Below are 22,267 nucleotides of genomic sequence, written 5' to 3' on the forward strand. Positions count from 1 at the left end.
GTCAACCTTAGTTTTTCTTATACTTTCAACCATAGAGATTTTATAGTCTTTGAAAGTGTTAGAAAAACTTTGTTGACGTCATATCGTCATATCTTACGTCCCTTAAGGTTATGGCAAACCTTACTTATTTTGCCGCTATGCATAGGAAGGTTTTATTCTTTCTGATATGCCAACAAAACTCCTTGAAGCGGCTGTAGTGTTAGATGTAATAATCCATCTAGGATTGGATACCCTTTATTATCTTGTAATAAATCAATCAGAAAACCGCTGCCCCACTCTTTCAAATCAATGGCTATATTCATTGAGGTATTAGTATCGGCGTTAACCAATATTAAAAATGTCTCATTTGAAGTGGATCTGCTAAAAACATCCTTCCCATTTTGGGTCACCCTTAGATAACCATATACCTGCCCTTGCATGTATATAGGTAGCCATTGACCAGTTCGTAAAGCCTGATAATTATTCCTTAAATTTATTAACTTCTTATACCAGGCCAATAGTTCTAGGTTTTCCTTACCCCAAGGGTAAGTTCCTCTGTTTAATGGGTCCCGGTAGCCAACCATCCCCACTTCATCTCCATAGTAAATACAAGGAACACCAGGAAAGGTCATTTGCAGCAGAGTTAGTATTTTTAGTCGAGCTATACCCAGCATTAATTGTTCTTTCGTAAGCTTTACTTTTTCTTGTTCTTCCCGTGACAAAGTTTCCTCTGGCGGCGCATCACTAAGTATAGTTAACGCCCGGGAAACATCATGGGTACCAATTAAATTCATAGTTGAGAAAAAATGTTCTAAGGGGTAATTTTCGTACAAACTCATCAAGCGAAAATGGGTGCGGGAAGCATCTTCTTTGCCTAATAAAAAATCTAACCAAATATTGCGAAAGGGATAATTCATGACTGAATCCAATTCTTCACCCAATAGATATTCTCTTATCTCATTGTAACTAACTTTATTGGAAGCATCTTCCCATACTTCACCAATTAATACCGAATCAGCTTTGATATTTTTCATGGCTGTGCGGATTTTCTTAACAAACTCTGGGGGTAATTCATCCACCACATCTAAGCGCCACCCCTTGGCCCCCAGCCTTAACCAATGCTTAACCACACTATCTTCCCCGGTAATGATAAACTCTTGATAGGAAGTGTCCAGTTCATTAACATTGGGTAGTGTATCAATACCCCACCAACAATCGTACTTATCGGGAAAATTGATGAACCGATACCAGGAGTAATAGGGTGAATCCTTAGACTGGTAGGCTCCTAGCTCTGGATAACGGCCTTCTTTATTAAAATACAGGCTATCACTGCCCGTATGACTGAATACCCCATCCAAAATGACGGCAATCCCCATTTGCTCTGCTTTAGTACACAATTCTTGAAATGTCTTGTTGTCACCAAACATAGGATCTATTTTTTTGTAATCACCTGTATCATATTTGTGACTACTGGCTGCCTCAAAAATAGGGTTTAAATAAATCACACCAATACCCAGGTCCCTTAAATAAGGTAGTTTTTTTATCACTCCCAGTAAATTACCACCAAAAAAATCAAAACAAACAGTTTTCCCGGTGGCTGGGTCTTTTCCATATTGGGGTGTGGCATCCCATGATGGATATATCATACAATGGGTTTTCGGGTTTAAAATTTCCCCCGCTCCATTATAAAAGCGATCCACAAATATTTGATACATGACAACATCTTTAAACCAATGGGGAGTCGCCAAATCTCTTCTATGGACGGTAATTTGGTAAGACGGTGGTTCATGATCATAAATTTTCCCCACCCCTCCCAATTGCTCAGGATTGTTCCCATAGTAATAGACTCTATTGTTAACCACAACAATAAAGTAATACCATAACAACCCCTGTAAAGAGGGTACTTTTATTTCAGCCCGGAAAACTTTTTTATTATCTTTGTTTTCATCTAGCTGCATGGTTAGTTTTTCTTCTTCCCGTCCATACTTCCACAGGCGTAGGAAAACAGCTTCCACATCCACTGTAGATAGTACTAGAGCCAATGTTACCTTCTCATTACAAGGAACAGCCCCGAAGGGGCTGCGATAAAAAACATCTTGGGAATTATGATAAATCCAATCAGTCATTGGCATCATCTTCCTATCTCTCAATTAAACATTAACTTATTATACAAGTCTTGATACTTTTGAGCCGATTTATACCAACTATAATCACATTGCATGGCTGAAGCCATTATTTTCGTCCAAATATTCTTTTGCTGATAAAGATTAATAGCTCTCTTTAAAGTATAAAGAAAATCCTGTCCATTCATCTGAGTAAAACTAAATCCATTACCTTCTCCAGTATATTCGTTATAAGGTTTAATGGTATCTTTCAGACCTCCAGTTTCTCTAACTACAGGGATAGAACCATAGCGTAGGGCTATTATTTGGCTTAATCCACAGGGTTCAAAGGCAGAGGGCATTAGATAAATATCTGATCCCGCATAAATTTGGTGAGCCAGTGTGGTACCAAACATTATATTCGTAGAAATCTTAGCAGGACATTTCTGAGCCGCGGCCAGAAACATACTTTCATAATTTTTATCACCAGTTCCTAGCACTATCAGTTGAATATCCAGATTTAAAATATCATCCAATATCTCTGCAATAAGCTGGATGCCCTTTTGACTGACCAGTCTTGAAACCATACCTAACACAGGAATATCCAATCGTACCGGTAAACCTAAATTTCTTTGCAGGCTTTCCTTGTTATATATTTTGTCCTCGATGGATTGATGGGTATAGTTTTTGGAGATAAATGAATCACTGGCGGGATTATAAAATTCTATATCTATACCATTTAGAATTCCATATAAATTCTTTTTTTTGTACCTAAAGAGTCCATCCAACCTCTCACCGTATTCAGGTCGCTTAATTTCTTCAGCATAGGTTTCACTGACAGTTGTTATGAGGTCTGAATAGTTTATTCCTCCTTTGATAAAACTGATCTGTCCGTAGAACTCAATTCCATCCAGAGTGAAATGTTCACTGCCTAATTCTAATACGTTTCCTAGAATAGAACTTGGAAAAACCCCCTGGTATTGTAAATTATGGATGGTAAAAACTGTTCTGATGTTTTTATAGAAGGAATCTCTTTGATAATGGGACTTAAGAAATACACTTAGTATACCAGTATGCCAATCATGGCAGTGGATAATATCAGGATGAAAATCCAGTCGTGGCAGGGCTTCCAATATTGCACGGGAGAAAAAGGCAAAACGTTCAGCTTCATCTCCAAAGCCATATAAACCCTGTCTTTTAAAATAGTATTCATTGTCTACAAAATAAAAAGTCACACCTGCATACTCTAATTTTTCAATGCCACAGTAAACATTCCGCCAACCCAGAGAAATCATAAAATGATTCAAGTGTATCATCTGTTTCTTAAAGTATTTTGGAATATCACCATACTTTGGTAGAATAACTCTTGCATCAATTCCTTGTTTAATTAATTCTCGAGGTAAGGAACCAATAACATCAGCCAAACCACCAGTTTTTATAAAGGGTACTCCCTCGGAGGCGACAAATAATACTTTCATAGGCTACTTTTCCACCTTCTTTTAGCTTTAGCTTTAGTCTTCGACTAAAGACTAACGACAAATGACTGATGGCTAACTGCTAACAGCTCTAGATTACTGTCTTCTTCTTTATAACTAGGGGGTAATGTTCTTGACCCCTTAGGTGTTTTCCCTTTGTAATAATGACTTCTTTATCGGCAATAACGTTTTCTATGGTAGCACCTTCCTCTATTTTACACTTTTGCATAATAATGCTGCCCTTGACTTGGGCGCCTTTACCAATTTTTACACCTCTAAAGACAACGCTATTTTCAACGACCCCATCAATAATACAGTCATTTGCCACCAGAGCATTGCTGACCTTGGCTCCTTCATTATATTTAGTAGGTGCTCCATCCTTTGTTTTGGTAAAAATACGTCCATGATCAAAAAAGAGTTTTCGCCATATGTCAGGTTTCAATAGATCCATACTATGTTTGTAGTAACTTAGCACACTGTCAATGGTGGCTAAATAACCCTGATAGGGGAAACCAAACATTCTTAACCGATGCAAATTTTTAATAAATCCGTCTCTGACTAAATCACACTCTCCCCGGGAATAACAGCTGGTGATTAAATCTACTAACAAAGATTTCTTCATAATGAACATTTCCATGGACATTTTACTACTGGTTACTTTGGTTGGAGATATTTCAATGCCAATAATTCTCCCATCCTCTGCTGTATCTACAAAATGGCTGTAGTTCAAATCCTCTATATCACTGACCATATTCTTATAAATTATCGTGATGTCAGCATTCATGGCTTGGTGAAATTTAAACGCATCTTGGTAGTTTATATTACAGAGCACATTAGCACCGGAAACAAGAACATACTTATGACGGCTATAACTAATATAATCTATATGATTATAAAAGTGGCGTAAATCCCATTGGTAAATTCCTTGGTTAATATACTGGCCAGGTGGCAAAAAGAATAATCCATCCCTTTTGCGATCTAAATCCCATTCTTTTCCTCTCCCCAGATGATCCATCAGGGCACGGTATTTATGTTGAACAAGAATTCCTACATTGCGAATACCAGAATTGACCATATTGGAAAGGACAAAATCTATCATCCTGTAACGTCCACCAAAGGGTACTGCCGCCACTGGACGGTGATAACTTAGTTCCTTTAAGAAATCTTCATTCTCCATTAAATTGATAATCCCCATAACATCCTTCATTTTTTCACCCCTTTATGTTCAAATTAGCCGTCAGCAATCAAACATAAGGCATCAGCTTTGCTTATAGATAGTTAAGGTCTTGGGCCATGAGCCTTGGGCTTTTTGTGCATGTTTTGCTTAAAGGTCTATCTCATGGAACTCGTCTATTTGTAGTATTTATAGCTGATGGCAGACGGCTGATGGCTTTTTATACAACTTTAGTATCAAATTTACAGCTTTTCTTTATTTTCTGGCCCCCTGATACTAGGATATTTCCTTCCACCACAGTAATTCGAGAACATACCTCTCTACAATTTTGGCAGAATTCAGCCAGGCAACCAATTTGGCATTGGTCTTCTATGACAGTATCTACCCCAACAATGGCCTTTTCTACTTTCACGTTTTCACCAATTTTTACATTGCTCATTATAACCGAGTCCTTTATAATAGACCCCTTTCCTATATAAACACCCGGAAACAGAATACTGTGATGTACATTTCCATATACCATACTTCCCTCGTTGATTAACGAACCACTAACTTGGGCATCCGGCGCAATATATTGTGGTGGATGATGGGGAGTGACCGAATAAATCCTCCATTTTTGGTCGTTTAGGTTTAATAAGGGTTTTTCTAATAATAAATCCATATTAGCTTGCCACAGACTTTCTATGGTCCCCACATCACGCCAATATCCTTTAAAGGGATAGGCATAAAGTCGCTGACCTGCTTCAAGCATCATTGGTATAATATTTTTGCCAAAATCATTACTGGAACGAGGGTTTTTTTCATCTTCTTCCAGGTATCCCTTTAATACTTGCCAGTCAAAAATATAAACCCCCATGGATGCAAGGTTACTTTTGGGAACTTTGGGTTTCTCCTCAAATTCTAAAATTTTAGCATCCTTGGCCGTATTCATAATGCCAAACCCACCTGCTTCCTGCCAGGGTACCTCAATAACCGCAATGGTGGCATCTGCTTGCTTTTCTTTATGGAAATCCAACATCAATGAATAATCCATCTTATAAATGTGATCACCAGATAAAACTAATAAATATTTTGGGTTGTATTGATCAACAAATTCAATATTTTGATAAATGGCATTGGCAGTTCCTTTATACCATTCCCCTCCCATTTCTTTCACAAAGGGAGGAAGTACAGTAACACCGCCATTTTTTCGATCCAGATCCCAGTGACTGCCAATACCGATATAGGTATTTAAAGCCAAGGGCTGATACTGTGTTAATACACCAATGGTATCAAAACCTGAGTTATTGCAATTGCTTAGGGTAAAATCAATAATTCTATAGCGACCACCGAAGGGAACAGCAGGCTTAGCTAATTTTTTGGTTAACACCCCCAGACGGCTACCTTGTCCTCCAGCTAAAAGCATGGCTACACACTCTTTTCTCTGCATATAACCCCTCCTTCTTATACAGAATCTATATTCAGTCTCGTTTATACTTCAAATAAACTACCGCTAAGGGAGGTAATTTAATAGGTAAAGAAAATTTTTGATTATGCCAGGGTGTATCCTCTGCAACTAATTGACTGTTTATTTGTCCAGAACCACCGAAAATTTCCAAATCACTGTTAAATACTTCATAGTATTCTCCCAGGCAGGGTACACCAATCCGATAATCTTCCCGAACCACTGGTGTAAAATTACATACAATTATCAAAAAATTCTCTGGGTTTTTAGCCAATCGCATAAAAGTAATTACACTTTGGGTATAGTCATGGGGGTCAATCCATTGGAAACCTCTTTCGCAATGATCTAACTGCCAGAGAGCCTTTTCCCCTTGATAAAAATGATTAAGGGATTTGACATAGTTTTGCATTTTTTTATGCATATCAAAGTTTAATAGGTGCCAATCAAGACTTTTATTGTCGTCCCATTCAATAAACTGGGCAAACTCGCCCCCCATAAAGAGATGTTTTTTGCCAGGATGGGCCATCATATAACCAAAGAGAAGCCTTAAGTTAGCAAATTTCTGCCAATAATCACCGGGCATACGATTAATTAAAGATTTTTTTCCATGTACAACCTCATCATGGGATAAGGGTAAAATATAGTTTTCCGAAAAGGTATACATAAAGGAAAAGGTTAATAAATTATGATGCCATTTTCTATGAATCGGATCAAGTTGCATGTATCGAAGTATGTCATTCATCCATCCCATGTTCCATTTGTAGTTATAACCTAAACCTCCCAAAAATGTTGGCCTGGTAACCATCGGCCAAGCTGTAGATTCTTCAGCAATCATTAAGGTATTGGGATAATATTCAAAGATTAATTTATTTAATTTTTTCATAAAGGAAATGGCATCTAAATTTTCCTTACCACCAAATCTATTTGGTATCCAATCCCCATGTTGCTTGCCATAATCCAAATAAAGCATATAGGCCACTGCATCCACCCTAAGGCCATCGATATGATAAACATCCAACCAAAATACTGCACTGGAAATTAGAAAACTCTTAACTTCGGGTTTTGCATAATCAAAATTCAAAGTGTCCCACTGACAATTTTCAGCCAGTATCGGGTTATCCGATTCGTAAAGAGGTAATCCATCAAAACGTCCTAGTCCATGTTGATCTTTACAAAAGTGGGCTGGTACCCAATCCAAAATAACGCCAATTCCTTTTTGATGGCATTGGTCTACAAAATACATAAAATCCTGGGGTGTGCCGTGACGACTATTTACAGAAAAATATCCCGTAAGCTGATATCCCCAGGAACGGTCCAAGGGATATTCCATAATAGGTAAAAGCTCAATATGCGTATACCCCGTCTCAGCTATGTATTCAACTAATTGATCAGCTAATTCTCGATAATTTAAAAAACCTTGCTCGTATTTTTTCCAAGAACCTAAATGAACCTCATAAATGTTTACAGGTCTTTCAAACAAAATATGCTTGCTTTTTTCCTCTAGATATGCCGCGTCTCCCCATTGATACTGAGCTAAGTTAACCACCTGAGAAGCTGTAGCCGATCTTACTTCAGAAAAAAAAGCATAGGGATCTGATTTTAATAACACTTCCCCATAACCAGTGTATATTTCGTATTTATATATAGTATTTAGTGGTAAACCAGGAACAAAAAGAACCCAAATTTGATTATCCTTTACCCTATGCATTCTATGCAGATGGCCCTGCCAATTATTAAAATCGCCCACAACCCGAACCTCCACTGCATGGGGGGCCCACAGGGCAAATCTTACTCCTTCAATATCATCCTGTTTCAAAATATGTGCCCCGAGTATCTGATAGCTTCTCATATGAGACCCTTCATGAAACAAATATAAATTTAAATCGTCAGGTAAATTATTCATTTTGTCCCACCTTTTGTCAGTGTTTTATTATTAAATTCTATACGATACGAATAATTGATTTCCTTTTTTTACCATATATTTTTTTAACAAAATTATCTTTATATTTAGCGACAAGGTACCACTAATTACCAATTAATTCAATATGTTTTTATAACAAAATTATAAAAACCGCTGTTAATACCAGCGGTTTTTATAATTTTGTTATATTTAGTTAATTAATAACCAGATTTAGGCAAACTAAATTCTAATGGAATGGTTTGAAAACAAAAATAAAGATAACCAACAGACCTAAACCAAGAATTAAGGAATAGGATATTAGTTTTTTCTCAATGGGTTGCAGTTCAAACCATTCATCCTCATAATCAAGTTGTTGTGTAGTAATTTTAGGTTGGTTAACATCCCTAATTTTAACTTCTGCCATATAAATACCTCCCTTTTACTTCCCGGTTGTTTAACCGCCAACAATTGGTGGCATGATACCGTGGTAGAAAATCCAGGAGATAATTAAACCTACCCAGAGAATAAAACCAAACAAGCATACGGTATATACCGCCACAATGCGTCCCATGCCAGCATCCCAGAGTTTGCGTACATTGGTAATTAGACCAATGGAGAAAAAGCATAAAGCAAAGAATAGTGTTCTAAATCCGTTAGCTTGATCTGTTCCTGCCTTAGCTCCGTCCATAATAGCTGGATCATTGTAGCCCCAAATTAAAAGAAGAACAAAGGTAAAGACAAACCCTATAACGAATTTGGGGAAGCGATCCCAAATCTCTGCCGCAGATACTTTACCCCTGGTACCAGAAGACCCCTGACCCCGTTCGTTAAGTTTAAACACAGACCAGATAATAGCCAAAATAAAGGCCCAAACACCGATGAAGACATCAATAAACACCTTAGTCGTTGTGGCTGCCATTAACATCCAGCCTTCTTCGTAATTAACACCAGTTTCTTTTAAAGCCTTCGCTCGTATCAAGGAGTCAGTAATAGCTCCACTGGCCACCGCACCACCATCACTTTTTACAGCTAAGCCCATCCAAGCCCCGGCAACCATAGGCTCATCGTATAAAAAGGTTTGACCAAACCAAGGTAATATTAACATTTCTACAGCTACAAAAACGATAATTACCGCTGAAAGAATTACAGGCACAATGGGACGAGAACGGATTGCTCCACCAGTGGCAATGGCTGCAGATACACCACAAATGGATATACCTGAAGCAAGGGGTGCCGCCCATTCAGGAGTAAATTTAAAGTATTTTCTAGATATAAAATATACCACAGGCCAATAAATTAAATAAGCTTCTACCACAGCACAGAGACCCCGTACAATTACGGTACTGGCTAGGCCAAGTGCACCTAGCGTCTTAACACCAATAGCTGCACCTAAAATAACAATACCTGTCTTAATGAACCATTCAGGCTTGGCTGCCTCTTCTAAATACCGGGCCGTACTGGGAAAGAAATTACCAATGATTAATCCCACTATCATGGCAATAATAAATCCCATTTCACCTAGACCCAAGGACCAGCCGATTCCCAGACTTTCTTGTTTATCGGGGGTCGCAGCAATATAAGCATTTTGTCCAATAACCATACAAAGCATAGTAATAACAAATATAGTGGTAAAACCAATGATAAACCTTTTAACACTGGCACCCATTACTTTAGCACCGATGGTAGTTAATACCAGCATAAACAGATAAGTAAGGAAGAGTGAAGTAGGACCAGACATTGTTTCTTTGTAGGCCTTTGACATTGGGCCGAAGGATTTTGACAAATCTGTCCAGGTGGAAAATTTTACACCCCAACCTAATAAGTCAGCTCCAAAGATCGGCCCCAATCCTAGGGCAAAGATAAACAAACCCAACCAGACTGCCCACCAGTCTTCATTCTTTGACATTGGCACCTTCCCGCTGACAGAAGCATTTGTGTCGGTGTGAATCATACTATCCCTCCTAATCCCTTTTTAACAATTAACTAGACTGTACCGAACTAATCACCACCATTCTTTTTGAAGTAACTACATCTGTTTTGGTGCAGCTAACATATAAATATGCCTTTTTAAATGAAAAGTCAACCACAATTTGGGAAAATTCTGTAATTTTTTAACAGGCAAATGACAATTAAAATTAAAACTTTCAAAGTCTTCTCTACATTTGCCTGAGTTTTTGTATAGAATAGCTGAAAACCATCCATATTAACCTCGAAATAATATGCCAAAACATAGAGGTGTAATATGATTCCAAAATTCAAACGTCTCCCTAAACATATCGGTATCATTCCAGATGGCAACAGAAGATGGGCTGTAAACCAAGGTTTATCTAAGGAGGATGGGTACAACCATGGTATTAATCCCGGATTTGCTTTATACGAACTTTGTATGGAATTAGGAGTTCCAGAAATTACATTTTATGGTTTTACAGTTGATAATACCAAGCGACCTGCCCAACAAAAACAGGCTTTTCAAAAAGCCTGTGTGGATGCAGTTAATATATTGGCCAATCGTGATGCCTCCTTGTTAGTAATTGGTAACCACAAGTCACCACAGTTCCCTAAAGAATTATTACCCTATATCAGCCGCAAAACCTTTGGCAGAGATCTCATCAAAATAAACTTTCTGGTTAATTACGGTTGGAAATGGGATTTAAGTCATGCCATGAATAATAATGACATAGAATCGTCCTTGCTCCAGGAAAAAATTGCTTCTAAGGATATATCTAGAATAGATTTAATTATCCGTTGGGGTGGCAGGAGAAGATTAAGTGGTTTTCTACCTGTTCAATCAATTTACGCGGATTTTTTTGTAGTGGATGACATGTGGCCAGATTTTCAAGCACAACATTTTTTTGATGCTCTAGATTGGTATCAAAGTCAAGATATTACCCTAGGGGGATAGAAACTATCAAAATACATTAAGATTTATTTATTTTCACAATAATATTGAAATTAATACCATTACATGCTAACATTAATATAAGCGAAATAAAAACATAGTCTTTACCCATTCATGCTAATTTTTAACCTAGGATTTAAGGAGGTAAAAACATGTTTGATTCAGTCAATTGGTTAGAAAAAACCCCTAATCCCATTCCCTCCTCCAATGCAGATAGTACTTCTTCTCAAAGACTCTATGAAATTCTGCTTAGGACTTTTCCTGCTTCCTGGGTTATTAATAAAAGTGAAAACAACTACTTGCACTATGATATTGAAATCTCAAATGGAGATGGCATAAATGGTTTCAATTTTTCACTGAGGATTGTTTCTTCGCCGTCCCTTAGGTTAAACTTTGCCACTAAAGATCTTAAATGGGTTATGGATGAAGCTGATAAACCTGTTTTTTTAGTAACTCTTAACCCACAAAAGGATGTTGTATTTTGGTTGCTGCTTCAAGATTATATCCAGGGCATATTGGAAGAAAATAATCCCCATTGGCGTACCCAACAGTACATTACAATCGATATTCCTGTTGATCATGAATTATCCAGCTCAAGAGACAAATTCATTAAAGCTGTTTATTATGGGTTTGAGCTGTTATACATAAAGAAGTTTTACTATTTTTATAATGATATTAACAATCACATTGTAAAATTCCTTGATTCTCCTGATGAAATCAAACGGGCTTTTGAGATAGAAGCAGCACACTTAATCTCGGGACAATCCTGTAATAAACATTTAAAAAATAATCAATCTTGTACTTCCTGTAAAAGTACAGATCCCTTGACTGAACTTGTTTTACAAGCTGATCAAATAATACAATCAAGTTTAGAGCAAGCCCAAAGTATGAAGGTTTTAGATCCAAAAGATAATCGTACAGCCTATTACTGCATCAGTAATGCACTGGACATATATGGACTCAGGTCATCTGCTAGAATTCGATATACAGCCCTGGGCGAAATGGCTTTTTATGATTACTTATTACACTTTATGAACACCTATGACTCATTAACTTCAAAAACAAATCTTCTATCGGTACATCCCGAGGATCACAAACGGTATTTTACTGCCTTACTGGAACTAACTAATATAATTAAAGTTGCTATCAATGAAGGTGAGATCATCGCCTCAAGCTTATTAATAATTAGACTGGCAGATACATATTTATTTACTATTCCTTATTTAATGAGATATTTAGGACAAGATATGACTGCTCCATTGATGGACTATGCCCAAAGTTTATTATTAATGTCCCACGAGATGGCTTCCTTGATGGAATCTCCAACAAATATTTTGCAATAAAAAAGCAACCCAGCCCTAGAGCCAGATTGCTTAAAAAAGGGTTTATTTTTTAACGTGTTTGGCAATCCACTCTTCTTCGTCCAAGAACTCTAAGAATGGTCTATCGAATTGAACCATAGCGTTAACAACCAACTCGACTAAGCCGCCGTAATGGACATTGAATTTAGCAGTGGCTTGATAATACTCAAGAATATCACGGATAGCACCTTTACAGTTGGAACAAGGTGCACAAACATACTTAGGAGCATCATCTTCCATTACACCTTGGAATGCTTCAAGAATCTGCTTAAACTTCATGCGACTTGACACTTTATTTCTAAATTCAGGGAAGTTAAAGGACTTCATGATAGCAAAGCCACTTCCACCACCACAGCAGAAGTTCTTGGCACCATGAGGGTACATTTCCCTAAATTGCGGGCATACAGCATTGATAATATCACGCTGGGGCTGAATAATCCCCATCATCCGAGCAACGTTACAAGGATCATGCATAGTTACTGGGAAGTCGTTCCGGGCAGGATCGAGCTTGTATACACCTTTTTTTACTAAATCTTGCAGCAAGGGCAAGAAGCTCTCTCTGGGTATGTTATCAGCACCTACCATGGCACGGTCGATAGATACCATGGCAGCCTTGTGGGCATGTCCACATTCACCGATAACAATTCTGCGTACACCTAAATCCTTACCTGCCTTTACCTGAGCCAGACCAATTTTTCTTGACTGAGCATCATCATAAAATAGACCATAGTTTACGTTGTCATACCCAATCATATCACTGCTTAGGGTCCAATCCAAACCAGCTTCTTCAAAAAGAATAACAAAGGCAGCTGGGTTCTCAGGCCAAGCCATATATTCACCGGCATTATGTGTTAAAAGAATATCTGCACCCTTTTTATCAACAGGGATTTTGTATTTTTTGCCAGTTCTTTCATAAAGGTCATCTTCTAGAAATTCAATCATATCTAGGAAGGCTTCCCTTGTAATACCTGTACTGGAACCAGTTTTCAGTTGCAACATGGACCCTTTTTCATGTAAGGGTTTTGGTGCGATTCCCAGTTCCATACTGAATACTTTTCGTATTTCCCTTGCCAACAAACCGTTATCTAATCCTAAAGGACAGGTCTGGGCACAACGGCGACAAAGGTTGCATCGGTAGGCTAATTCACCCAGTCGTAGGATAGTTTCGGCATTGATATCAATATCTCCACCATTAAATTTACTCCAGAAGCTGCTGCCTTGGAAATGCTTCTTGGCAATCTTGCGAAAAACTTCAGAACGGAAAATAGGTCTATAAACTTCTTGTTCACCACTGGCCTTAAATACATGACAGGCCTCTGAACAGGTATTACACTTAGCGCAATACTCAAAGGATAATAAGAACGGCTGTAAATAGTTTCTGTTGGTTTCATTAGAAAATAGCTTTTCTAAGCCATTTAAGAAACCTTTAACTAATGCTTCTTCTTCTTCCTTGGTCTTTGGTCTAACTAATGTCTCATTGCCCACAAAGCCGTCTAAAGTGGTACAATAATCTTCTTTCCAATTATCTTTAATTTCCTTAAATTGAGGCTCCATACCAGGCTTGTCATAGGGTGCCGGTAAGGGCATGAGATTTTCAAGTTTAGCTAACTGACCAGTCTGCTTACCCATATCCTGGGGTCTGATATCGCCCATTTATTATTTACCTCCTATCTTTGTATGTTTAACTTACTTCTTGTCCTGCTTAGCTGCAGGGTTGATATGAGGTGCGGACCAGGAGGCTTTGGGTTTATAACTAATGGCCTCTTTAACAACGTTTTCCATTTGAGAGTTTCTGAGGTTCGGTTCATTATCCCAGAGAACTTTGTGGAAAGCAAAGTATTTGCCCACATAGTGACTCATTTTGGTTTGGGGGATGTAAATCATTACAGCACCCAATAATAAAATATGAACAGTTAAAGCAGTATCGGCTTGGATAGGCTTGAATGTGAACATTGCTTCAAAAATTTGCCGACCATAATTAAAGCCAGGGTCACCAATCCAAACAACTAAACCGGAAGCTACAACGGCAAATAAGAAAAACAAGTTGAAATATTCTTGAGGTGTGGTGTACTTAGCAAAGGTATTATTGACAATTCGCTTCAAAAATAAGCTTAAGGAACCAAAGGCTAATAAAATTGCACCCACAGCGCCAGCAACTAAGGTTACATAGTAAATAAGGGAAGCGAGTACATTGGTGCTTACTCCTTCAGAAGTAGTTATTGGTACACCAGACATATTCATAATAGCACCAATAGCTAGCAACACGGTCCATAAACCTAAAAGATAAATACCTAAATGCAAGGCATAAGATAACCACCATTGGCGTTTTTGGTTAATAAACAAGTTCTTAATAAACAGCATTTCTTTTAACATGTCTATGAGTTCACCGCTATGAGAAACTTCCCTGGGTTTATTCCAATACTCTAAATCCTCGTAGTATGAACCTCCATAATGACCTTTTTCACCTGGTTCTTTAGGCACAGGGTAAAGTTCCCAGCGACCATGCATGGGCATCTTGGCAAACTGGTAAGCCTTGTACAAAGATAAACCGATGAATGCCAAAATTGAAAAATAAGCAAATACCGTTAGCAACAAGTGAACATACCTCCTTGATGATTTAATTTTTTAGCACCTTTCCTAACTATTTAACTGGTTAACATTACACAACCGCTCAAGTTTGACAACCAGATATAATACAAAGAGGAAAGATACAAAAACCCTTGATTTTTTACTTTTTTCGACAAATCAATAGTATTATAGAACAACTTACTGCTGTTAGCAATAATCAATAAGCAGACTATTTTACATATTTTGTTGATTTACGTCTAATGATGAGATAATTATACCATGGACCTAGGGAAATTTCCTATACGAACTTAATTTCTGATTTGTTACTTTTTTGTACTGATAGCCACACCATCCCCTACGGGTAAGATAATTGTTTCCAATTGTTGATGACCCGATACCAATTCCAGGAATGTTCTAAGACGGGAAACTGCAGTTTTATTCCTCCTTTTATCTATTTCCCCAGAAATAACCATACCCCGCATAAAAATATCTTCCGCTACCAACAAACCACCCGGTTCTAACAGCTCAATACATTTATCCAAAAACTCTATATATTTTCCTTTTGCAGCATCTAAAAAAATAAAATCATAGGGCCCCTTTAATGTAAAAAGCATCTCTCTGGCATCCCCAAATACCAGTTTAATTTGTCCTTCTACCCCAGCCTTTTTAAAATATTTATTGGCTGATTCTGCCCTTGGTCCATTGATCTCCATGGTTGTTATTTTCCCTCCCAAGGGTAGCACCGCCTTTGCTAACCAAAGGGTCGAGTAACCTATTGCCGTCCCTACCTCTAATACTCTTTTACTCTTTTTGGTAAATGCCAACCAGTATAAAAGTTGACCCATCTCAGGCTCAACAATAGGAACTATTTTCTCCTTAGCTTCTTCTTCCATTTCATGAAATATCTTATCTTTCTCTGGCAATAGTGATCGAATATAATTTTGAACTTCTTCATGTATCAGATAATCCATATTAAACTCCTCCTTATTTACCTACCTGACTCAAGGGGACGGTTCTTTTGAGTCTTTTGAGTCATTCCACATAGTAGTCAGACCTCTTAACAACTAATGCAAAAGCTAATAGTTTTTGTCAGCAATCCGGCAGACACTTTACTGTTATTAATAATATAATTAGGGGATATTAAGCCTAGTTAGGCTAAGACAGTAGGTGATACCATGAACTTGTCCCATTTTAAGGTTTTTAAAACCCTTGCCGAGACATTAAACATAACTAAAGTCAGTAAGTTACTGGAATTATCACAACCCACCATCAATCATAATATTTATCTTTTAGAACAGCATTACGGTGCAAAATTATTTGATCGGTCTAGTAAAAAACTAAAATTAACTCGATTTGGGGAAGTATTACTTAAATACGTAAATCAAATACTTGATCTAGTTGAGCGCTCTGAACAACATATTCATGACTTAATTGGAGAATTAAATGGAAATTTAAATCTTGGTGCTAGTCATACCATTGCTGAAAATGTTTTACCTAAAATCATGGGTATGTTTAGTCATGATTACCCGGAAGTTACTATACACCTAGAGGTTACCAACACACAACACATTGTTGATCATATTTTGGAAAACAAATTAGATTTGGGACTTATAGAAGGTCCCGTAACCCATGAAAACATTATTTCCAAGCCCTTCATGAAAGACGAACTTTTGGTTGTTTTACCCTCTAATCACCCTCTTACAGTGAAAAAGAACCTTACTTTGAAAGAAGTAGCGACTCTTCCCTTTGTACTAAGGGAAAAAGGCTCGGGCACACGTGTTGTAATGGAAGTTACTTTAAAAAAAGCTGGACTGGATCCTAACAACCTAAATATGGTTATGGAGCTAGGGAATACACAGGCTGTTATAGGCGCAGTGGAAGCTGGATTAGGTGCTACTATATTGTCAGGATTAGCAGTTAGCAAAGAAATACAATTAAAAACTGTAAAGACTTGTCGAATTGCAAACGTAAACATTTTTCGGAATTTTTCTATTATTGTAAACAAGAAGAAACCTTTGTCATCCATAGTAGAGACCTTCCTAGACTTTATTACTACTGAGGAAACAAAAAAAATGTTTAGTAATTCGTAAAGGGCTTGAAATATTATGGGCGTACCCCACGGTACGCCCATAATATTTTCCCTTCTATCCAGTCAGCAAAATTCCCTTCATTCGCTCCATTAAACTACCTGAAAATACTTCTCCAGCCTTAGGTCCAAAGCCAAAACCCGCCGCAATATCCGTTAAAACAACTTTCATTGCTTTCATTCTACGACGGTAGAATTCTTCATGACTCACTGTTTCTTCTGAAATACCTAGTTTTACCCTGAGTACGTCCGGTCCATATAGTAAAGGTAACATCATTCTTGCAATATTTTCATTCATCCAATCCTGACTGTTTAGTTGACTGGCCGCATAATTGATAACTTCTAAATACATATCAGATAATTGATAAAATTTTTCGCACTGGGCATCTGCAAACCACTCTTCAACAGTCCACTTTTTTTCTGATTTATGCCCTAGACAAAAATCCATTTTTTCAACTATAAAGATTCGTTCTGTTTTTGTGTTATCCTGTTCAAAACGCACTGCTCTGCCAATGGGATAAGTTCTACAATTCCTTGATCGCACTGGATATATCTTACATTTTCCGTCTTCCAGCATAAAAATACAGGGGCCATCTTCGGCATGCTTGAGTCTAACATAGGACCACTTTAGCTGATGACTGAAATCATATTTACAGTATTCTGTCAAAAAATTCTGACCCGACATACCTAGGTGTCGAGCCATAATCTCAACATCCCAAGGATCTAAAAGGATGGTTATAGAATTGCAGCATCTACCCATACACTGGTCCTTGCACTCAAAGGTGAAGCAATCCTTTAGTTTCATTTCTGGCAGTGATCCCTTTTCCAACTGCTCCATTAGTTCCTGTTTATAGCTGTAAGACATAAGCTAACTCCCTTCCTTCTATATATAAAGATAATTCGACTAAATCCTTAGATATCCTTGTGAAATTTTTTATTTTGCTGCATTACAGGTGATGGCAAATTATTTATTTCAATTACTTAGCAGGGACTGGGGATTGTGCATAGAATAACTATCTAATAACAAACCAAACAATGGAGGGTGCAGCAAATGGAAGAAAACAAAGAGTTACAACTTAATCTGTCAGAAGAAACAATAAAGATGTTAGAAGAGTATGCCACACTTAAAGGTACCACTCCAGAAGATGTGGCAGAGTATATTATCTATGAATTCTTACGTAATCAACTCCATGTAATAGAAAGACGTTCAGAAGAAACTGGTGTACCAGTTGAAGAGTTAGTTAATATGCAGTTTTGTAAAATTTTAACATACTTAAAAGAAAAGCAGGCCTAAATTATCAGAGGACAGTTACTTAATAATTATCTTTCCCTACATCTGGCCCTTACGTATTCTGTAAATTTGAGTGTAAAAAAAGAAGTGTCGTTAGCTACTAAAAGTAGTTTTGCGACACTTCCTTTTTATTTTCCTATTAACCGGCCATGAGCTAAAGACTCCTCGGCAGAACATGTAAATAAAGCCCCAGGCTCATGTCACACTGCCTCTCCCAGGGCTACCCTAAAGCTTAAGGCTGATGACTAAAGATTAAACCTTATATATTAAAGGTTCTGCTAAAAATTTTAGCTTTTTCTTCATCAAACAAATCCTCTATCTCATCAAAGCCCAAGCTTTTTAACAAAGTCAAAACATATTTATTATCTGCCGGTGTGAGGCTATTTGCCTCCTCTCCATAGTCATTTACCAATTTAGTTCCCTGTGCCGGGTCAATTAATACGTGGGGTCCTCCAACACATCCTCCTATACAACCCATTCCCTCATAGAAGTTAGCTATTAATTTTCCTTCTAGGGCATCTTGCAGCATTTTACGGCATTCTTTTACCCCGTGAGCTTGAACAGCTTTTATCTGAATCGGTTTATCCGGTCTTATCCTTTTTAGAGTATCAGCAACAGCCTTACTTACTCCTCCAGTGCGTGCATAGATCCTGCCACCTGTGGAAGAGTGTTCTTTTTCATCCTCTTCTACCTCAGCAGGGTTAATACCCACTGCTTCAAAAATCTGTTTTAGTTCTTTAAAGGTGATTACTACATCCACTGCATCCTTTACGTCTGGTTCCTTTGCCTCAGCCTTTTTAGCTATACAGGGGCCAATAAATACTACCTTGGCATCGGGGTGCATTTTTTTAACACCTCTGCCACAGGCTACCATAGGTGATACTGAGGGAGTTATGTGGGGAGCCAATTGTTTATATACTTTTTTCACCATTGAAACCCACATGGGACAACACATACTGGTAAGAACAAAATCACCCTCTTTACGTACGTGGGCATCAAATTCTAAAGCCTCCCGGAAGGTTAATATATCAGCAAAAAGAGCCACTTCCACCATGCCGTAAAAACCTAGTCTTTTTAAAGCTGCTCTCATTTTTCCCGGTGTAACCTCAGATCCGAATTGGCCGATAAAGGCAGGGGCAATAATGGCATATACCGGAACTTTTCGGTCCTTTAATACCTCCACCAGAGGGATGAATTCTTTTTTATCCACCAAGCAGTCATGCTCACAGAGATTCACACAGTCTCCGCAGTCATTACAATCACCAGTCCTAATAACTACGTTACCTTTCTCATCACGATCAATGGCATTCATCAGGCAGGAAACTTGACAGCCTTGATCATTACAACCACAATTCATGTCACAGTCCTTTACCTTAAATACAACCTTATCAGGATCCCCACCCCCAGTGGCATATTGAATGTATGCCTCGGCATGGTTACCTCCTTGATTTTTAATTTTTTCAATTTCTTGCTCTAAATCTCCGTCATAGGCTGACTTGACAAGATTTTTAAATATATCATCATAGGTTAAATTTGTCACGTTGTCCTCCAAGTTAATGTTTTACCTATTTTGCCCATAATACTAAGAGACTATGAATAAAACATAATCTCTAGTGGTTAAATTTATCTACCAAAGTAGGGGTGCTAACATCAGTTTTTATTCTTTGCTTAATCGGCAATGAGCCCTGTGCCGTGAGTCATGAGCTAAGACCCAAAGCAAAACAAATACAGATAAAGCCCAAGGCGATTAATCACCTTTTTGTTTTCCTACTCTTCCCTTCCTTTGACTTTTGTCCCTTTGCAGCTACCTGGGCTTTACCACCCCTTTGGATTTCCTTCTTAGCTTGCAATAACAGGGATCCACTTTTAAACAGTAGGTAAAGAACTCCAATCCAGGATACAATGGGCAAAATAGCTAATAAACTGACAAACCATGTGGTTTGTTTATTAATCCCTATGGCATAGCCAAACCATAGGGAGAGAGCTGCTAAGGATATTCTCCAGCCTAAGATAACATACTGAAACTGCTGATCCGTTAATCTAGTCTCTCCTTGCCATGAAATAAGGCCATAAATTGCTGTAAAGGTAACAAAAAGCAGGGTAAATATTCTTCTTTTTTTCTGGATGTCTTCTACCAAAGTACTCATTTCTTCACCCCCAGGCTTCATGATTTTTCCATTATAGCATATGGTTTGATACCCAATTATATTTTGGACATACTTGAAACAAACTTCTTCCTTTTATCGTTACTTTTAATACCCTGGTTCTGGTGGATAATGTTTAAAAATTCCTTGGCCGAACGGTTCCCGTACTTCAAGTTATTAGCAACCACTGCTAAAAAAAGCAAAGCATGCATATAATAGGCCCCCGTTAATTTCTCGTGCCACATATCTACATAATCACTCATTTCTTGCCAAAACTGATCATCCACAGGATAGTTTTGAGCAGGCTTACCTTCAAAAATAGCCCCTCTTAATTGCTCATTTAAACGCAAAAAATCCCCTAGGCCATGCTGCAGCATAGCTAGGATCGCCTCAAATTCCGGCGAAATGGCTGGGTTTCCCATGTGTTCTCGCCATGCTATACGTTCACTGGTATTTTCATAAATATCTTTACTTTTGTGGTAAAGGTTAGAATTAAAATCAATATACCGTTCAAGTAACTGATCCTGCCAGGGAAAAGGAGTTCTGTTCTGGCCCAATTGCTCTCGCCATAACTCTAGATACAAGCGGCATTCTTTTAATAGTGTTTTAACTTCTTGACGTTTTTCTTCGTAATCTTCAATGGGCTGTAATTGAGGTATGAGAAAATCTTTGGTCATATCACCGAAAAAATCGACCGTTACCCTATTAAGTTTTTGCAAACTTGTCAGTAACCGGTCTCGGTAATGTGGTGGTGCAATCAATCCATTAACAGCCATTCCTACACCTAAACCTATAAATATGACCAGGCTTCTATAAAGGGCCTCGGATAAAAAGGCTTCTTCTGGTGAACTCAATATAATGACCATTGGCACAAGTGCCATTGCAGCTTCCCCATATCCTAATTTTAAGGCAGACCAAATAACCAGTGGTGTAGCAACACCCATGGCCAAGGGACCAGGGGCCCAAAGGAACCCTATGGTCAAACCTATAACTAAGCCAACAATATGAACAATAATCTGTTCTAAGGCATTTTTTAGAGATCTGCTTAAAGTAGGCTGCACATTAATAATTGCTGTTACTGCAGCCACGACGGCATTCAACTCAAATATACTGGCTAAATAAAATGATATCATCACTGCAAGGGCAGTTTTAATCATTCTAGCCCCAAAGGGCATTCTCAATTTTAATAAACTTAATTTTGGCATTGAACCTCTCTCTATTAACATTCTTAGTAGAGTGCCTTGGGCCATGCACTCCATGAGCCATGGGCCTTGGGCTTTTTGTTAATGTTTTGCTTTAGGGGTCTTAGCTCAGGCCAGATTAAATTAGCTGGTGCAAAAAATGAGACTCGGGTATAGTATAAGAAAAAGTAGGTGACCCAATGAAAATAATAAATAACCAGAATATCATCACCAATGAACAAATAGAGCAATTGGTGAAATTGTTGGGTAGAGACTACCAACCTAAAACCTTGGTGGTCTATGAAACCAGACTAGACATTATTAAATTTTTTCCCCGCTGCCTGAATTTTTCCATGGAAGAATTCAGGGGTGATCTGGAAGGGACCTATGATCAAGCCTCTGACACTGCTACCATTTTTATCTTTGTACAAACCGATGATGGTGATGACCTACAGAGTAAACAACTCTATTCCCTGCACGCCCTTGTTCACGAGCTAAGACACAGATTTCAATATGTGCGTGATTTTTTAACCAACAACGATGAAAAATCCGAACAGGATGCTGACCGTTTCGCCACTCGCTTCATCAATGGCAACTCACACAAAATTAGTAAGATTATGAACTGGCCCGAAGAATGGACTGTAGAGGAGGAAGACTGAGAAC

19 protein-coding genes are annotated in these 22,267 nt (G+C 38.0%); 5 read left to right on the forward strand and 14 right to left on the reverse strand.

The window, feature by feature from the left end:
* Positions 1-152: 152 nt before the first annotated feature.
* The 7 genes from ACYQ03_RS14215 to ACYQ03_RS14245 form a co-directional block, all read right to left on the reverse strand.
* Positions 153-2,105 (reverse strand): glycoside hydrolase family 13 protein, encoded by a 1,953-nt coding sequence (locus ACYQ03_RS14215; RefSeq protein WP_459910578.1) that lies wholly within the window; start codon positions 2,103-2,105, stop codon positions 153-155.
* A gap of 20 nt (positions 2,106-2,125) precedes the next feature.
* Entirely contained in the window at positions 2,126-3,559 is a 1,434-nt protein-coding gene (gene glgA / locus ACYQ03_RS14220) for a glycogen synthase GlgA (RefSeq protein WP_459910579.1), read from the reverse strand.
* Between the two features lie 88 nt (positions 3,560-3,647).
* Positions 3,648-4,763: a glucose-1-phosphate adenylyltransferase subunit GlgD gene (gene glgD / locus ACYQ03_RS14225; protein WP_459910580.1), complete on the reverse strand. Its 1,116-nt coding sequence runs from the start codon at positions 4,761-4,763 to the stop codon at positions 3,648-3,650.
* 187 nt (positions 4,764-4,950) lie between these two features.
* Positions 4,951-6,159 carry a glucose-1-phosphate adenylyltransferase gene (locus ACYQ03_RS14230; RefSeq protein ID WP_459910581.1) on the reverse strand — a complete coding sequence of 403 codons (1,209 nt, stop codon included), beginning with the start codon at positions 6,157-6,159 and terminating at the stop codon, positions 4,951-4,953.
* A 31-nt stretch (positions 6,160-6,190) separates the two neighbouring features.
* Positions 6,191-8,077 carry a 1,4-alpha-glucan branching protein GlgB gene (gene glgB / locus ACYQ03_RS14235; protein WP_459910582.1) on the reverse strand — a complete coding sequence of 629 codons (1,887 nt, stop codon included), beginning with the start codon at positions 8,075-8,077 and terminating at the stop codon, positions 6,191-6,193.
* A gap of 244 nt (positions 8,078-8,321) precedes the next feature.
* Positions 8,322-8,498, reverse strand: coding sequence for a hypothetical protein (locus ACYQ03_RS14240; protein WP_459910583.1), 177 nt, complete (start codon positions 8,496-8,498; stop codon positions 8,322-8,324).
* A gap of 30 nt (positions 8,499-8,528) precedes the next feature.
* Positions 8,529-10,025 carry a putative sulfate exporter family transporter gene (locus tag ACYQ03_RS14245; RefSeq protein WP_459910584.1) on the reverse strand — a complete coding sequence of 499 codons (1,497 nt, stop codon included), beginning with the start codon at positions 10,023-10,025 and terminating at the stop codon, positions 8,529-8,531.
* 291 nt (positions 10,026-10,316) lie between these two features.
* Between ACYQ03_RS14245 and uppS the strand changes: the two genes are divergently transcribed.
* Both uppS and ACYQ03_RS14255 read left to right on the forward strand, forming a co-directional pair.
* A complete protein-coding gene (uppS, locus tag ACYQ03_RS14250; protein ID WP_459910585.1) occupies positions 10,317-10,976 on the forward strand; it encodes a polyprenyl diphosphate synthase in 660 nt (219 codons plus the stop codon).
* Positions 10,977-11,125: 149 nt separating this feature from the next.
* Positions 11,126-12,316: a DUF4365 domain-containing protein gene (locus tag ACYQ03_RS14255; protein ID WP_459910586.1), complete on the forward strand. Its 1,191-nt coding sequence runs from the start codon at positions 11,126-11,128 to the stop codon at positions 12,314-12,316.
* Positions 12,317-12,358: 42 nt separating this feature from the next.
* On the opposite strand, the gene ACYQ03_RS14260 is transcribed toward ACYQ03_RS14255, so the two are convergent.
* The 3 genes from ACYQ03_RS14260 to ACYQ03_RS14270 all read right to left on the reverse strand — a co-directional run bounded on the left by ACYQ03_RS14260 (position 12,359) and on the right by ACYQ03_RS14270 (position 15,873).
* Positions 12,359-13,987, reverse strand: coding sequence for a (Fe-S)-binding protein (locus tag ACYQ03_RS14260; protein WP_459910587.1), 1,629 nt, complete (start codon positions 13,985-13,987; stop codon positions 12,359-12,361).
* Between the two features lie 33 nt (positions 13,988-14,020).
* Positions 14,021-14,929: a respiratory nitrate reductase subunit gamma gene (locus ACYQ03_RS14265; RefSeq protein ID WP_459910588.1), complete on the reverse strand. Its 909-nt coding sequence runs from the start codon at positions 14,927-14,929 to the stop codon at positions 14,021-14,023.
* A 296-nt stretch (positions 14,930-15,225) separates the two neighbouring features.
* Complete coding sequence (locus tag ACYQ03_RS14270) at positions 15,226-15,873, reverse strand: O-methyltransferase (protein ID WP_459910589.1); 648 nt, start codon at positions 15,871-15,873, stop codon at positions 15,226-15,228.
* 204 nt (positions 15,874-16,077) lie between these two features.
* On the opposite strand from ACYQ03_RS14270, the gene ACYQ03_RS14275 reads away from it, so the two are divergent.
* Complete coding sequence (locus ACYQ03_RS14275) at positions 16,078-16,992, forward strand: LysR substrate-binding domain-containing protein (RefSeq protein ID WP_459910590.1); 915 nt, start codon at positions 16,078-16,080, stop codon at positions 16,990-16,992.
* 54 nt (positions 16,993-17,046) lie between these two features.
* Here the strand turns inward: ACYQ03_RS14275 and ACYQ03_RS14280 are convergent, their stop codons facing one another.
* Entirely contained in the window at positions 17,047-17,853 is an 807-nt protein-coding gene (locus ACYQ03_RS14280; protein ID WP_459910591.1) for a YkgJ family cysteine cluster protein, read from the reverse strand.
* A gap of 186 nt (positions 17,854-18,039) precedes the next feature.
* On the opposite strand from ACYQ03_RS14280, the gene ACYQ03_RS14285 reads away from it, so the two are divergent.
* Entirely contained in the window at positions 18,040-18,282 is a 243-nt protein-coding gene (locus ACYQ03_RS14285; RefSeq protein WP_459910592.1) for a hypothetical protein, read from the forward strand.
* A 256-nt stretch (positions 18,283-18,538) separates the two neighbouring features.
* Here the strand turns inward: ACYQ03_RS14285 and ACYQ03_RS14290 are convergent, their stop codons facing one another.
* The 3 genes from ACYQ03_RS14290 to ACYQ03_RS14300 form a co-directional block, all read right to left on the reverse strand.
* Positions 18,539-19,819, reverse strand: a complete 1,281-nt coding sequence (locus tag ACYQ03_RS14290) for a [Fe-Fe] hydrogenase large subunit C-terminal domain-containing protein (RefSeq protein WP_459910593.1) — start codon at positions 19,817-19,819, stop codon at positions 18,539-18,541.
* Positions 19,820-20,030: 211 nt separating this feature from the next.
* Positions 20,031-20,426, reverse strand: a complete 396-nt coding sequence (locus ACYQ03_RS14295; protein WP_459910594.1) for a hypothetical protein — start codon at positions 20,424-20,426, stop codon at positions 20,031-20,033.
* 56 nt (positions 20,427-20,482) lie between these two features.
* Positions 20,483-21,628, reverse strand: a complete 1,146-nt coding sequence (locus tag ACYQ03_RS14300; RefSeq protein WP_459910595.1) for an FUSC family protein — start codon at positions 21,626-21,628, stop codon at positions 20,483-20,485.
* Between the two features lie 176 nt (positions 21,629-21,804).
* Between ACYQ03_RS14300 and ACYQ03_RS14305 the strand changes: the two genes are divergently transcribed.
* Positions 21,805-22,263: a hypothetical protein gene (locus tag ACYQ03_RS14305; protein WP_459910596.1), complete on the forward strand. Its 459-nt coding sequence runs from the start codon at positions 21,805-21,807 to the stop codon at positions 22,261-22,263.
* Positions 22,264-22,267: the final 4 nt, after the last annotated feature.

The organism is Desulfotomaculum defluvii, assembly GCF_054657375.1.

Bases quoted from the DNA above. Each gene is read 5' to 3' on its own strand.
- ACYQ03_RS14215 (WP_459910578.1), bottom strand. From the start codon at position 2,105: ATGACTGATTGGATTTATCATAATTCCCAAGATGTTTTTTATCGCAGC.
- glgA (WP_459910579.1), bottom strand. From the start codon at position 3,559: ATGAAAGTATTATTTGTCGCCTCCGAGGGAGTACCCTTTATAAAAACT.
- glgD (WP_459910580.1), bottom strand. From the start codon at position 4,763: ATGAAGGATGTTATGGGGATTATCAATTTAATGGAGAATGAAGATTTC.
- ACYQ03_RS14230 (WP_459910581.1), bottom strand. From the start codon at position 6,159: ATGCAGAGAAAAGAGTGTGTAGCCATGCTTTTAGCTGGAGGACAAGGT.
- glgB (WP_459910582.1), bottom strand. From the start codon at position 8,077: ATGAATAATTTACCTGACGATTTAAATTTATATTTGTTTCATGAAGGG.
- ACYQ03_RS14240 (WP_459910583.1), bottom strand. From the start codon at position 8,498: ATGGCAGAAGTTAAAATTAGGGATGTTAACCAACCTAAAATTACTACA.
- ACYQ03_RS14245 (WP_459910584.1), bottom strand. From the start codon at position 10,025: ATGATTCACACCGACACAAATGCTTCTGTCAGCGGGAAGGTGCCAATG.
- uppS (WP_459910585.1), top strand. From the start codon at position 10,317: ATGATTCCAAAATTCAAACGTCTCCCTAAACATATCGGTATCATTCCA.
- ACYQ03_RS14255 (WP_459910586.1), top strand. From the start codon at position 11,126: ATGTTTGATTCAGTCAATTGGTTAGAAAAAACCCCTAATCCCATTCCC.
- ACYQ03_RS14260 (WP_459910587.1), bottom strand. From the start codon at position 13,987: ATGGGCGATATCAGACCCCAGGATATGGGTAAGCAGACTGGTCAGTTA.
- ACYQ03_RS14270 (WP_459910589.1), bottom strand. From the start codon at position 15,873: ATGGATTATCTGATACATGAAGAAGTTCAAAATTATATTCGATCACTA.
- ACYQ03_RS14275 (WP_459910590.1), top strand. From the start codon at position 16,078: ATGAACTTGTCCCATTTTAAGGTTTTTAAAACCCTTGCCGAGACATTA.
- ACYQ03_RS14280 (WP_459910591.1), bottom strand. From the start codon at position 17,853: ATGTCTTACAGCTATAAACAGGAACTAATGGAGCAGTTGGAAAAGGGA.
- ACYQ03_RS14285 (WP_459910592.1), top strand. From the start codon at position 18,040: ATGGAAGAAAACAAAGAGTTACAACTTAATCTGTCAGAAGAAACAATA.
- ACYQ03_RS14295 (WP_459910594.1), bottom strand. From the start codon at position 20,426: ATGAGTACTTTGGTAGAAGACATCCAGAAAAAAAGAAGAATATTTACC.
- ACYQ03_RS14300 (WP_459910595.1), bottom strand. From the start codon at position 21,628: ATGCCAAAATTAAGTTTATTAAAATTGAGAATGCCCTTTGGGGCTAGA.
- ACYQ03_RS14305 (WP_459910596.1), top strand. From the start codon at position 21,805: ATGAAAATAATAAATAACCAGAATATCATCACCAATGAACAAATAGAG.